This window comes from Shewanella canadensis (assembly GCF_003966225.1).
Classification (GTDB): Bacteria; Pseudomonadota; Gammaproteobacteria; order Enterobacterales; family Shewanellaceae; genus Shewanella; species Shewanella canadensis.
In genome coordinates, this window is the sequence record NZ_RXNU01000002.1 from 610,197 (window position 1) to 622,870 (window position 12,674).

Below are 12,674 nucleotides of genomic sequence, written 5' to 3' on the forward strand. Positions count from 1 at the left end.
TAAACTAAACAATGGAAGCTGTATATAAATGCCACTATATTTAATATCTCTTTGATATTAGTCACTGTTTATGTCAAAGCGTTATATATACTAAATTTATACATTAGAAGGAGTTGAGTAAAGAATGGAAGCTGAACATCATACAATGGACTGTGTCAATGAAGCGCCAGCCAGCGAACGTCTTGAGTTTATCAAAAATACCTATGTTCATTTAGGATATGCAATCCTAGCTTTCATAGTCCTTGAAGGACTACTGTTAAGCATGGACAGTGTAACAAATTTAGTATCTGCCATGACAGGAAAAAAGTGGAGTTGGCCGTTAGTTCTTGGGTTATTCATGGGAGTATCATGGGTAGCGGATAACTGGGCTCGTTCGGAGGTATCAAAAGAAACTCAATATGCAGGACTAGTGCTGTACGTAGTTGCAGAGGCTGTAGTTTTTGTCCCCTTAATGTATCAGGCTATGACATTTGCCCCTGATTTAATAGCTCCGGCCGGACTTATCACTCTCTTATTGGTATTCGGGCTTTCATTTACTGTTTACACAACTAAGACTGATTTTTCAATATTAAGACCGGCTCTAATGATTGGTAGTTTTGTTGCAGTTGGCGTAATTTTAGCCAGCATCATATTTGGTTTTTCATTAGGGATTATCTTTTCTGGCACAATGATTGTGTTTGCCTCAGCTTCAATATTATATACAACACACTCCATACAGAATGAATATAGGACGGACCAATACGTTGCCGCTTCATTACATCTATTTGCAGCAATCGCTTTGTTATTTTGGTATGTACTGAGATTTCTTATGCAGTTGAACAGTGATGAATAGGAAACAACATATGGAAACTTACAAAATCATTTTTAAAGGGCGCACTGTTGAAGGAAAAGACACGGTTAAGATAGGAATTCTTTTGGCTAAATTCCTCAAATTGCCAGAATCTAAAGCAAGCCAACTTTTTAATGGTAAATCCTATGCACTGAAAAAAAAACTAGATCATGAAAAGGCCAAACAAGTAAAGAGTAAATTGTCATCTATTGGAATCATTACAGAGATTGTAAAAGAAGTATCAATTTCAGAAGACGTATCATTTCAAGAAGGCATCAAAACAGGTACAAAAAATACAGATTTTGAAATTTTAGTCGGTGGAAAGAAATGCTGTAAACACTGCGGCAGTAATCTTGACCAAGAAACCAAGTCAGAGAATGATTCATTAAATTCTGTAGCTGATAAACTTGGCAACATTGATGCTAATGCGATTAAGAGCAAGTTAAAGGGTAAAGGAAGTGATATATCAAATGAGATAAAAATCCTGACTGACAAAAAAGGAATAAAAGGTCTTCTAGCATCTCCTTTGGGGCTTATATTATGTTCGACTATTGTATTATTTGGATTCATGTTTACAGGCTCAACATCAGGTGCTCCTAGCTGCTCTAACGGAGAAGTCAAAGACACCGTTGTAAATATTGTAAACAATACAATGATTAATCGATACGGAACTGACAATGCAAAGCTTTTCTCTTTTTCTGTTTTGATGATTCGAACTGTAGATACTAACGAGAATACTGGTGCACACGAATGTGCAGCACAACTCGAATTAACAAGAAGCAATGATAACTTTACAAATCAAACACCTATCGAATACACAGTAGAGAACATCGAAGGGGGAAGCGATTTTTACGTAAGCGTGTCTGGCTTGAGAGCTTTATAAGAGTAAAGATATTCATTGTTAACGCGGGCCGTGAGATAAACTTCTGCCAAGGTATAGGGTAATCCCACCCTATATATCATTGGAGAAGTATCTATGAAGAAAACTAAGGGAAGCACATAGTAAGCCATTTTTGTTGATACTCAACCTGGCTGCTCCCCCTTAAATAGTCATCTACATGAATAGTACCTGTACACTGAGATATGAACTCATTTGAAGCTAGTAAATATATGAATCAACTTAACGATAATGATTATTATCGTTAAGTTGGCAAGCCATTGGTAAACCGTACATTTTTCGACTTAATCTGGCTTAACTTCACGGTAACCGTAAGTTACAACCACTTCACAACAGGCTGTAATTCGGCTCAACCGAGTGAACTTGGAGCGATTAGGCTAATGTCATTCTAGAGCGGTCAAGTACGAGCATAATGATTATCATGAAGTCTCACGATGATAGTCTCTTAGCTTGCTGCTTCGCCCTCTTGATATCGCGTATCCAAATCACTGTTCCTTGAGTCATCTTCGATTCAAACAGATCGATAGCAGCAAAAAGATCGCTTAATTTTTTAAAGCCGTAGTTTCGCTGATCAAAAGATGCTTGATTGGATATATGTGAACCAATAGGACCAAGCCTAGCCCATCCATCATCTTCCTCAACAGCCTCTATTGCCTGCCTTAAAAGACTAATAAGCTTATTGTCCTTGTTCAGGCTTTTATCAAACTTAGGTAGCCCTTCGATACCTTGTTCTTGTTCGTATTCGTCTAGGTATAGGAAGCGGGAACAGCTGTTTACGAAAGCACTTGGTGCCTTACGCTCACCAAACCCAATTAAGAATTTACCGTCTGCAAGTGCTCTAGTTACTAGGGGGGTGAAATCGCAATCAGATGACACCAGACATATGATATCAACGTCTTTAGTGTAGAGGATATCCATAGCATCAATGACTAATGCTATATCTGTGGCATTCTTACCTTTGGTGAGATCGAACTGCTGGATCGGCTGTATGGCATACTCATGCAATACATCTTCCCAAGGCTTTATGTTAGGACTTTTCCAGTTACCATAAGCCTTGCGTATGTTCACTACACCGTACTTTGCCAGCTCTGACAGAATCACATCAATCTTCGCTGCTGGTGCATTATCGGCATCGATAAAAAGAGCAATTTTTTCCTTATCTTTCATTCGCATTCCTTGCTTTACAACCTGACGACTACTCATGTCATCAACAATACCACACCGCTAAATATGTCGGCACTAAATTTAAGTGAGGTAGATCAATACCATGATAATTACTGTTACCGTTAAGTTGGCTTTAACTAGACTATACCTCACTCATTAGTAGAAACCTGACCAATATATTTGAATTGATTCACCGTATTCTTTCATCGCTTCACTAATGAACGGTTTCAGCCCGACATCTGAGCTAGCTATAACCATAGCGTAATTTACAGGTCTCTTGCGACTGATCTCACCTTTCAAAATTTGAGCTTCTATCACTGGACGTAGATGTGAATTTAGCTTTTCAAGATCTTGACGGATCATTTTGATTTTTTGATTTGTGCTAAGTCTTTCAAACAGCTTGCTGCCTTTAATTTCAATAATTGTATTTAGACTGCAAAGCTTCTCATAATCATTTCGAAGTTTCTCTTGATTATTTACCCCAAGATTAAACTTTCCATTGAAACTAGTATCAAAAACAGCAAGATCTGGCACCCAATAGGATGCACGTGAGTCTGGTTTTCTTGCAAAGAAAAAGTAGACCTCACTGGCGCACTGTCTCTCGCTTAGCCCCATATTTCTTATATAGTGATAAAGGATTCCTTGCGCAAAAGTTTCATCTTTCGGCTCAAGCATACCGACAAACGCAAAATATGTAGCCCAGTCCAAGTTGTCAATATCAAAAGCATTTGAAACCTCCACCCCATTACCATCCTCCACACCCAGTGCTAATTCATACTGCGTATCGCTAGTTACCCAAAGGTTTGTAGGGCTACTACCTGGTGTTCCATAGACAAAATCAATAGATTTTCGATTGGCAAGGGTGGAGTATCTGTCAACATCATGTGGTGTGAAGCCTTTTTTAATATAAGCAGTCTCCAGACAAACAGAAATGGCATGCCTTGAGCTTTTGACACCACCTTTTAGGAATGCACTGAGCTTTTCAAAGTCTTTAAGTAGGCCACCACTTTTTTCTGCGCCAAATCGCCTATCGACCTCTTTCGCCTTGTCTAATGAATTGCGATAACTATTCGCTCCTGCTTTTAGCTCAATAGCTACACTTATTCCATTGGCCTCAATGACGAAGTCAAGGTAACCAGTCTTTCCATCTGGCAATATGACAGAAACCTCACGCTCTATACTCTCAACCTCAGGGTTCCTTTTTGCAGTGTCATAAATAATGCACTGATATAGACCTTCTGATCCACAAACATGCCTCGCTTGATATGATGCGGCGTTGATGATGTCAGTTACTATTTGAATACTCATGACTGCTACTCCCTAGCATATAATGCTTTAATATTTCTCGATTGGAGCAATGAAAGCTCACACACTGTTCCAAGGTTAATTGGTCTTCCACTTGTTAACCATCCTGACTCTTTTCATTTAAAAAAAATTAGGATGTATTTATAAATATGCCTAGAAGGTCTAGTTACAAACTTCGACGACACCATGATAATTGTCGTTACCATTAAGTTACTGCCACTGCTATACTTTCCGCATCATTAACAAGGATCGTTAAGGGATAGCATGGAGCACATAGATCTCGGCCTGATTTTGGCAATTATTATCGGATTATTATGTATCGCGGGTTCGATTCTGTATTACATATCATCAGGCGACTGAGCAACAACAAGAGCAGTCAAGTTTTCGCTCTCTTCCTCAGACTTCACCTTTCAGCCGAAATCGAGAGCGTTCAAAAACCTCTGTCAGCGAATTTTGCTATTTAAGTGAACATTCGGCTCATTGGTATTCAAATGTATGCGCTCCTCAAGGAGTTGCGTGTTGTATTCCAGCAGTTTTTGAATAAAAACATCAAAGAAACCTAGTGGTAAAATTAATGAGGTAACAACCGCTACTATCAGGATCTCCGCAAGCCAAGCACTCCCTACCAGATACGCAATGGAAACGACTACAGCCAGTATGACCTTAAACCATTTCACGTATGAGCATAGCTTCATCGCTGAGGCTATCTCTCCCGTCATCACTGACGATTTAAAGTTATCCATGCCCCCCCCCTCTTATGATCTCACGAGTTCAATCGGCTTTGAGTTTTTTGGCTGATACAGTGGGTGTGCAGGTTCACCAGACTTGTTCAATTTTAAACACTTAACACCATCGATTAATTCAAGTACTGTTCTAGACCGCCCTAAAAAAGTACCATCATTTCCCCAAGCAGCAATCACAACACCTGCACCATCAGCTAATTGTACAAGCCATGTGTCATTAGCTTCACCAATAGGATCTGGAGCAGATTTCATTACATTGGGCTCAGTTGCTCTAAAGGCAAATAGATTAGCCATACATAACCCACCATAGCCCCAATCACGAGCAAAATTGACACACCTTCTAATAGTTGGGTCATCCTCAACTTCATCAGCAGTAGAAGGGTTAAGGCCAATGAATAAAGCATATGGCTTATCTTCGTCCCAGGTTCTCCATAGAGAGTACCTATAATCTCGACAGTCAGACAATACAGCACTTTTAATCAAAATGTTCTTCCTCCAATGATCTCAATTTGAACTAGATTAATGATGCTACCAAGCATTTCTATGATTGGCCTTGCTCAATACCATGATAATAACGATTACCGTTAAGACTCTACTCTATGGTCAGAAGTGATCTCTTTTTTAGATATCACGTTCCAAGGTTGGCATATTATTTGTGCTTTGTTGGCTTGATCCACTTATCAACAATGTACTTCTCATCCATACCATGATTAATTCTGATATGAACGAATTTTGCATTATCACTAAGGGATACAGCGTTATTTATGTAATCAAAGCCTTTAGTGTTCTTAGCAAGATTACCCTCAAAAATCTCAGTACAGGTAATGTAGTAGTAATCATGGAGGGTATTCAACATTGCTATAATTTCTTGCTGAGTAAAACTCAACTTATGTTTGTTGATGATGGCTGGTAAGTTTATCGGCTCGATAATTTGGGCTTCATCGGGTGTAAAATACAGCAAGCCGGACTGACCAAATTCACGAGCCCTAAATTGTTCATTATTGCGAACCCAAAAAAGCTGCTCGTTAGATAGCCCCATACTCTTTAAGACTAAACTGGCAAATCTTATTTCTTCCAACGAAAAATTCGGATTGAAAATTAAGTTACTGAAAAATACGTTATATTCATCCTCAACGTCCTTATATTTACCAAAGTCAAATACCCCCAAACCATTTGGAGTTAACGTCGAATTAAGCTCTAGCTTTGGCCTTTTGACATTCTCCTGTACAAACCTTATAGGGTTGTTCTCTGTACCTACTTCTTCCTTAGCCATTTCGATACCGCCCTTTTGTTCACAATTTAGTTCCCTTCTTAACCAAGAATAATGCCCCACAGCCCAGTAGTCATCACACTTTTAATTTGTTAAGCAAACAATGCTACAAAAAATATGTATTGCCGACAAAAAACTTACGCCAAACACGAAAAGAAGTTGGTACTGAAATGCTCTGTAGCCCTTATGTATAAAGGGTTCCTAGTATAAAACTTGAAAAAACACATACATGAAAAATGGGCGGAAGCGATCGATGAAAAAGGAGAGCAACATGGGGTTCATTTAAAAAAAAGGGTAAGTAGCCATGTCACAGCAAGCCAGTACCAACAACCAAGTAACGCAAAACTACATTGGAAAATCAATACTTCATGGAGCAGAGAACTTCACACTATCAGAGTTAAGCACAACAGTCACCAAAGTTTTTAGTACTGATGGCGCTGAAAATGAAGAACTAATACATGCAGGAAAACTGGCTGTTGAAGCCGGTGGGTTGATGCGTAATGCTATATGGGCAGCCGCTCGTACTGAACAACCCAAAAAGTCAGGTTTGAGCCAAGGAGAGTACTTCTCAAAATATTTTGGACTGGAAGCCTACCAAGCGACGAAGGAAATAACCCGAGCGAAAGTGCAATCGCTACTTACTCCTTTAACATCAGCTCCTGCTCTCAATGATTCCTGTTTAGACGAGTTAGGCAAAATCAACAAAGAATTCGGTAAAGAGTTGATGTGCGACATTTACAAGAAATGCTGCTTACGCATTTCAAATGAAAATGAAAATGATCTACGTTTAACTAAGAAATTAATTCAAACAATACTTCAAACTGCTCTTAAGCTATCAACTGTAACCTCAAGCAAAGATCATCAAAATTCAGTGCAACCAGAGACCTCAACAGCAGAATCCAGCCAGTCTGAAACAACCTCTTGCTCCAATCAAGAAAAGCAAGACCAACCCGAATCCAGCCAGTCTGAAACAACCTCTTGCTCCAATCAAGAAAAGCAAGACCAACCCGAATCCAGCCAGTCTGAAACAACCTCTTGCTCCAATCAAGAAAAGCAAGACCAACCCGAATCCAGCCAGTCTGAAACAACCTCTTGCTCCAATCAAGAAAAGCAAGACCAACCCGAATCCAGCCAGTCTGAAACAACCTCTTGCTCCAATCAAGAAAAGCAAGACCAACCCGAATCCAGCCAGTCAATAGGACTCAAATCTGCACTTCAAAAAGAACAGGAGAAGATAGCCACACCAATACAACCCCGTACTCCTAAACTGCCTTCGTTTCGCAAAAAAGCACAAAATAAAAAGTCAAAAAAGAAAGCTATAAGTGCCTTACATACGAAACGAACACCATTTAACTCGATCAACAAACTTGATTATGAACAGATAACTAACCAGATTGGTGAACAAACTTTTCTAATCGAACAGAAGTTCGCTGATGCCAAAGGAAACTTACATAAAACCGAACAACTGCTTGCGGATCTATTAATCAACCGCGCAGATGCCTTACTTACCTGCAATCGCTTTGCTTACTTACTAAAAAAGTTTCAACCCAATGCTCGCAAAACCACCAAGCAAGCAACTGAGTTAACTATATATTTAGAAACTGCGTCATGCCTAAGAGCAGAGTTTATTGACGAAATTAAAAACCTAATTGTTTTGTAATCAACATGCGAACTCGTAAGTGATGGTTAATCGGCATCTACACACATGTGCCAGTTTTCCACTTCATTCGCTGTTCACCCACTTAATTACATCACGTTAAATTTGATTAATCGTCATAGATGCAGATAGACACCCATTGCACCTCTATTTAAGTAATTTATCTGCATATTCAAAGGTTAAAAACACTATGAAAATCGTTGATTTAGAGAAAGTAGTACAAAAACTAATAGATAAGCCTATAAATAAAACTTTAGTTAGCCTTGTCTCCTATATGTCCGGTAACGGTACAGGTAAAGCAAAGTTCATCAAAGCGTTGCGCAATAAGCGCATTTGCAGCTATCAGAGTAAATTGCTGAAAAAGTACCTTAAGCATCCTAAAAAGTACCTAACCCTAGAAATAGATAAACTTGACTTCACAGTCTCCTACAACAGAAAGGCGACCAAATTTATTAAGGCTATCACTTGTAAATCTAAAGGATTGTTACAGGTCAGTCCCAGTCTACAGCCATTTATCACAGTAGAAGCCGTGCGCCTAGATGCCATAAACAAGGCATGCCATAAAGATCAAAAGAACAGGCCTCATTACATATTGAAGTTTGAGGTGAGGGTTAAAGGAAAGCCTGAAGCCGTCCTATCGATTCACCTAGCTGACGGTAGTAAGAGTGACTACAAAGGACTGCGGTTTAGCTTTAATCCTCGTCACTTTAGTGCGTTAGAATTAGCTGCTGTCTTCAGTCATATCTACAAAGTGCTTGGGGCTGTTGAGTACAATAATGTGATGGCTAAAGCCAGAGTAACAAGGGTTGATGTGGCAGTTAACCTACCCGGTATATCATCAGTGTTTTTACTATTCATGCCACCTCATGGTAACTCTCAACACAGTACTTGTTACCCTGAAACTGAAGGCGCTATTTGTGAAACGTTATATATAGGCCCTTTCCCTAAAGATGACGACTTCGACCGTACTCGCAAAAGTAAGTACAGAATATACTGCTGGTTGCTGAATAAGCTCAAGAGTGGTTGCGAGCTTAATATCAGTGAGCATACCGTAGCCGCCCGATTAGAGTACGAACTTAACTGTTGGGATAACCAACGGGGTTTAATGCTAACGAACTTAAACGATGCATTGGTTAAGCTTGATTGCTTACAAATTATTGACCCACTCGACTTCCACCATATACCTGAAAAGTGGCACAGAGAGCTTCTGGTAAACAAGTCTATTTCTAATATTCGCAAAAGACTCAGTCCTATTAAGAAAAAACTAAACAAGCATAATGGGTTCAATCTCTTAGCTTTGAACAGTCGCTGGACAGCACAAGAACAAGCGAAGGCTCTCACTGAGTTGAAGTGCATATTGACAGCTCCAAAGTCCATGTTTAAGGAGCTCAGTGATGAAGCTTAACCCTGAGCAGAAAAAGGCAGCTAATTGCGATATCGCAAAACATGTAAAGGTTGTGGCTGGGGCAGGAACAGGTAAAACTCGCGTGCTAGTAGCGCGTGCAGTCCGCCTAGCAACATTCCATAAGGTTCACCTCAGAGAAATCCGTTTAGTCGCGTTCACTAAAGCGGCCTCCAAAGTGATGAACAAGAGAATTGAAAAAGCTTTAGGCCTAGGTTCTTCTAGGGTAGCCACAACATTCCATTCATTTTGCATGCGGATACTTAAGAATTGCCCGCAGTCTAAATTCGTTAAATTTACAATTATCAATGATAAAGAGCAATTGTCACTCATCAAGAGCTGCTTAAGAAAGATTGACCCTAAATCAAGTAACAAAGCTACTGGTGCTGTTGAAGTGATGAGTAAGGCACGCTTAAACCAAATGTGCCCTGTGCAAGCGCTTAAAGATCGCTACCGCTTCGACTCTAAACAAGCAGAGCAACTAGTAAAACTATATGCCACAGCGAAACGGAAGAAACTGAAATTTGATTACTGCGATATGCTGTTGGAAGCCGATAACCTACTGAACAATAAAAATGCTGCAAAATGGGTAGTAGATTATTGTCGTTACTTGTTGATAGATGAAGCACAGGACTTAAATGCTCCTCAATGGTCTATCGTTAACAGGTTAATCGCCAGTGGTAGTAAAGTTTTTTGTGTTGGTGATCCAGCCCAAGCAATATTTGAGTTTGGTGGGGCTGTTGTTGAAAAGTTTATTGCTTTTGATTCTAGGTACGTAGGAACTCAGGTACACCACTTATCTAAAAATTACCGATCCTCGCCAGAGGTAGTTGAGTTTAGTAACTGGTACAGAAAGCGAGTCAACAACCAGTTGAACTGTGTTATCACCACCCGAGCCCCTCACTCTCAGCCAGCAATAACTGACTTTGATAGCTTACAAAAGGCATCGATATGGCTTACCAATAAACTTAAAATAAAGCAGCTCGACGGAGCTAAGCTTAGTCATATAGCAGTTCTTATCCGGGTCGCCAAACAGGGAGATGTAATAAAAAAGGCTTTTGAGGAAGCAAAAATCCCAATCAGGAAGAAGGGGGTTAAGAATGGAGTTAGGATCATCACTGTTCACAAAGCCAAAGGACAAGAGTGGGATACCTGTTACCTTATTGATCCCAGACTGGTTGCTAGCCACTGGGGAGCATATTTGAACAATAAGCAAACAGAAAACTGTCTGTGGTACGTTGCAATCACCAGAGCCAAGAAAGAGCTGGTCATATGTAGCTCTACTTCAAGGCAGGTTGCATATAGTGATGCCAAGAAATCTGATAACTTCATAATTGACGATACCCCCAATAGACTGTTTCGCTTTGAAGATAACTCCATAACAGAGCAGGTATAGTTATCAGGCTGACAGTACACCATTACCGCTATAAGAAAAACTCATCGAACATAAGGCTCTGAAGACACTTAATTCATACTCTAGGGTACGTTTTAAGCTGCCTTTGGCAGCCTGTTTTTTCGTCGTGTGTAGTGATACTGAAAACCTTACAGGCTGCAACTTTCAACGTAATCAGACAAAACCTAGTCCACTTCTGGTTAGTGTACGTTACCGTGAAGTCAGAACTTTTAGGCTGCTATCACTGATTGAGACGGCTAAAAAACTTACACCACTTGTATTACTTGAATCGCTTACACCATTTGGATTGCTTGCATTATTTGTATCATTTGTACTATTTGCATTATTTGACAACGCGTTCACTATATATTATATTACAAGCATAAGTTACAAATGTAGGAGTGAAACAATGAGCAAAGTAATCGATCTTCCGGAAGGTTTATATCAAAGGCTTGCAAGTCACGCAGATGGTTTCGAAACCCCTTCAAGTGTTATTGAAAAAATATTAGATGCCTATGAAGGGAAAGAAGCTAAGGAAAACAATGATAATGAAGTCGTTATCTCTAGCAAACTGGATATAAATTTCTATCTAGGATCAGAAAAAGAATTTAAAGAAAAGTTTTTAGTAGCTAAGCGCGCGTTTGTGAAGCTTACTTTTTCAAATGGATCTACAGAAATCAAAGACTGGGTTTCTCCTAATTTTATCGAAAGCTCAAGTGTTAGTGGTAATTTGAGATCTGGGTACTTAAGAGGCTGGAAGAAAAAAGGTATTGTAAAAGCAGAAGTTGCTTTATCTAAATCTGAATTTAACACTTAACAGGGGAGTTATTATGTTACCAAAAGAAATCGCTCAGGCGGCAATCTCAGAATTAAACCAAAAGCTTACAAACGAAATTTTTCTAATCATTCAAGATAATCGTGAACTAATGCAGGCGTATTTAAAGGCAATTGAAACTGGTTCTGTTGAATCGGTAAATACAGCGATAGGAAAAGAAATCAAAGCAATATATCAACTTGAAGATTTTGATGGGCGAGAAGAGAACCCATCTTGTACGTTGATAAAAAGTCACCAAATGTTCAAATAGGTACATTACGAACATAGCTGAACTGGTAGAGGCCCACTCCCCCTATCAGTTTAAATGCTTACCTCTCAATGATGAAAGCACCGTCAAACGACTCAATAAAGGACTAAGAGATATGACAAAATTAATTTGGACGACTGAAAGTGTTAATGAAAAAGGCTATGATTTTTTACAAAGTGTATTAGCCAATATGGGAAGTGAAAAGTTTCAGCCCACTGTACGATTCGGCACACTGGGAACGGGTGACTCACCCAATTATCAAGTTAAAAAAGATCTTGGTGCTTTAATTGGTGTAAAGATCGAAGTGTTTCAAAGCAGAAGTGAACATCACAAACCATATACGGGAAAGGAAGTATTCAATGACGATAACCTTTCTGAAGAGTTTTCATATGCCGAAATCAAAGCAATGCTTCCTCAACGTTAATTAAAGCAAAACCTTTTCCCACTAGGCCTATATATAGGCCTAGTACTACACATAAAAGGTATAGGTATGAAAATCTTACATATCAGTGACCTTCACTTTGTTAAAAAGCATTTTGATTGGGTTACTCAAGTACAGGATGATTTTGATGTTATTTGCCTAACGGGTGATTTGCTTTGCGACAGTAATACCCAGAAGATTAAATTAGAGAGTCAGGTTGAATGGATAACTGAGTGGGTAACCAGCATCTACAAACCAATCTTTATATGCTCAGGTAATCATGATGCGGTAGGCGAATCAGAGAACCTTACAGACTTAGAAGCCTTATTCGATATTGATGAAGAAGAAGCCTTATGGGGTGATACTGAAGACCCAGTGATGATGACCCTGTAGCAGATTCTGTGTAACTACCTAATTTATATGTAGTCTGCTATTCGATCTTCAAACTCGATAATAAAGCGATTTAGTGCTGGTTTCCAGTTTCTAATCGGCATCGTCCACTTCTTAGAT

The 12,674-nt window shown here is 39.3% G+C and carries 14 protein-coding genes; 9 read left to right on the top strand and 5 right to left on the bottom strand.

Features of this window, described 5'->3' with window-relative positions:
* Positions 1–124: 124 nt before the first annotated feature.
* Both EKG38_RS06070 and EKG38_RS06075 read left to right on the top strand, forming a co-directional pair.
* Positions 125–832, top strand: coding sequence for a Bax inhibitor-1/YccA family protein (locus tag EKG38_RS06070; protein ID WP_126519347.1), 708 nt, complete (start codon positions 125–127; stop codon positions 830–832).
* A gap of 10 nt (positions 833–842) precedes the next feature.
* Positions 843–1,712 (top strand): hypothetical protein, encoded by an 870-nt coding sequence (locus EKG38_RS06075; RefSeq protein WP_126519348.1) that lies wholly within the window; start codon positions 843–845, stop codon positions 1,710–1,712.
* A gap of 444 nt (positions 1,713–2,156) precedes the next feature.
* On the opposite strand, the gene EKG38_RS06080 is transcribed toward EKG38_RS06075, so the two are convergent.
* The 5 genes from EKG38_RS06080 to EKG38_RS06100 all read right to left on the bottom strand — a co-directional run bounded on the left by EKG38_RS06080 (position 2,157) and on the right by EKG38_RS06100 (position 6,212).
* Entirely contained in the window at positions 2,157–2,894 is a 738-nt protein-coding gene (locus EKG38_RS06080) for an NYN domain-containing protein (RefSeq protein ID WP_126519349.1), read from the bottom strand.
* A gap of 153 nt (positions 2,895–3,047) precedes the next feature.
* Positions 3,048–4,199 (bottom strand): hypothetical protein, encoded by a 1,152-nt coding sequence (locus EKG38_RS06085; RefSeq protein WP_126519350.1) that lies wholly within the window; start codon positions 4,197–4,199, stop codon positions 3,048–3,050.
* 440 nt (positions 4,200–4,639) lie between these two features.
* The gene (locus EKG38_RS06090; protein WP_126504748.1) at positions 4,640–4,939 is read right to left on the bottom strand and encodes a hypothetical protein; all 300 of its coding nucleotides are present in this window, start codon (positions 4,937–4,939) and stop codon (positions 4,640–4,642) included.
* A 12-nt stretch (positions 4,940–4,951) separates the two neighbouring features.
* Positions 4,952–5,422, bottom strand: coding sequence for a DUF1643 domain-containing protein (locus EKG38_RS06095; protein ID WP_185817528.1), 471 nt, complete (start codon positions 5,420–5,422; stop codon positions 4,952–4,954).
* A gap of 166 nt (positions 5,423–5,588) precedes the next feature.
* Complete coding sequence (locus tag EKG38_RS06100; protein WP_126519351.1) at positions 5,589–6,212, bottom strand: hypothetical protein; 624 nt, start codon at positions 6,210–6,212, stop codon at positions 5,589–5,591.
* Positions 6,213–6,513: 301 nt separating this feature from the next.
* On the opposite strand from EKG38_RS06100, the gene EKG38_RS06105 reads away from it, so the two are divergent.
* The 7 genes from EKG38_RS06105 to EKG38_RS06135 all read left to right on the top strand — a co-directional run bounded on the left by EKG38_RS06105 (position 6,514) and on the right by EKG38_RS06135 (position 12,557).
* Positions 6,514–7,869 (top strand): hypothetical protein, encoded by a 1,356-nt coding sequence (locus EKG38_RS06105; RefSeq protein WP_126519352.1) that lies wholly within the window; start codon positions 6,514–6,516, stop codon positions 7,867–7,869.
* Positions 7,870–8,056: 187 nt separating this feature from the next.
* A complete protein-coding gene (locus EKG38_RS06110; protein ID WP_126519353.1) occupies positions 8,057–9,271 on the top strand; it encodes a hypothetical protein in 1,215 nt (404 codons plus the stop codon).
* Positions 9,261–10,664, top strand: coding sequence for a UvrD-helicase domain-containing protein (locus EKG38_RS06115; RefSeq protein WP_126519354.1), 1,404 nt, complete (start codon positions 9,261–9,263; stop codon positions 10,662–10,664). Before EKG38_RS06110 ends, EKG38_RS06115 begins: the two co-directional genes overlap by 11 nt.
* 406 nt (positions 10,665–11,070) lie before the next feature.
* The gene (locus EKG38_RS06120; RefSeq protein ID WP_126519355.1) at positions 11,071–11,478 is read left to right on the top strand and encodes a hypothetical protein; all 408 of its coding nucleotides are present in this window, start codon (positions 11,071–11,073) and stop codon (positions 11,476–11,478) included.
* Between the two features lie 13 nt (positions 11,479–11,491).
* Positions 11,492–11,746 (top strand): hypothetical protein, encoded by a 255-nt coding sequence (locus EKG38_RS06125; RefSeq protein ID WP_126519356.1) that lies wholly within the window; start codon positions 11,492–11,494, stop codon positions 11,744–11,746.
* Between the two features lie 112 nt (positions 11,747–11,858).
* Positions 11,859–12,167 carry a hypothetical protein gene (locus EKG38_RS06130; RefSeq protein ID WP_126519357.1) on the top strand — a complete coding sequence of 103 codons (309 nt, stop codon included), beginning with the start codon at positions 11,859–11,861 and terminating at the stop codon, positions 12,165–12,167.
* Between the two features lie 66 nt (positions 12,168–12,233).
* Positions 12,234–12,557, top strand: coding sequence for a metallophosphoesterase (locus EKG38_RS06135; RefSeq protein WP_126519358.1), 324 nt, complete (start codon positions 12,234–12,236; stop codon positions 12,555–12,557).
* The last annotated feature ends 117 nt before the right edge of the window (positions 12,558–12,674 follow it).

Bases quoted from the DNA above. Each gene is read 5' to 3' on its own strand.
- EKG38_RS06070 (WP_126519347.1), top strand. From the start codon at position 125: ATGGAAGCTGAACATCATACAATGGACTGTGTCAATGAAGCGCCAGCC.
- EKG38_RS06075 (WP_126519348.1), top strand. From the start codon at position 843: ATGGAAACTTACAAAATCATTTTTAAAGGGCGCACTGTTGAAGGAAAA.
- EKG38_RS06080 (WP_126519349.1), bottom strand. From the start codon at position 2,894: ATGAAAGATAAGGAAAAAATTGCTCTTTTTATCGATGCCGATAATGCA.
- EKG38_RS06085 (WP_126519350.1), bottom strand. From the start codon at position 4,199: ATGAGTATTCAAATAGTAACTGACATCATCAACGCCGCATCATATCAA.
- EKG38_RS06090 (WP_126504748.1), bottom strand. From the start codon at position 4,939: ATGGATAACTTTAAATCGTCAGTGATGACGGGAGAGATAGCCTCAGCG.
- EKG38_RS06100 (WP_126519351.1), bottom strand. From the start codon at position 6,212: ATGGCTAAGGAAGAAGTAGGTACAGAGAACAACCCTATAAGGTTTGTA.
- EKG38_RS06105 (WP_126519352.1), top strand. From the start codon at position 6,514: ATGTCACAGCAAGCCAGTACCAACAACCAAGTAACGCAAAACTACATT.
- EKG38_RS06110 (WP_126519353.1), top strand. From the start codon at position 8,057: ATGAAAATCGTTGATTTAGAGAAAGTAGTACAAAAACTAATAGATAAG.
- EKG38_RS06115 (WP_126519354.1), top strand. From the start codon at position 9,261: ATGAAGCTTAACCCTGAGCAGAAAAAGGCAGCTAATTGCGATATCGCA.
- EKG38_RS06120 (WP_126519355.1), top strand. From the start codon at position 11,071: ATGAGCAAAGTAATCGATCTTCCGGAAGGTTTATATCAAAGGCTTGCA.
- EKG38_RS06125 (WP_126519356.1), top strand. From the start codon at position 11,492: ATGTTACCAAAAGAAATCGCTCAGGCGGCAATCTCAGAATTAAACCAA.
- EKG38_RS06130 (WP_126519357.1), top strand. From the start codon at position 11,859: ATGACAAAATTAATTTGGACGACTGAAAGTGTTAATGAAAAAGGCTAT.
- EKG38_RS06135 (WP_126519358.1), top strand. From the start codon at position 12,234: ATGAAAATCTTACATATCAGTGACCTTCACTTTGTTAAAAAGCATTTT.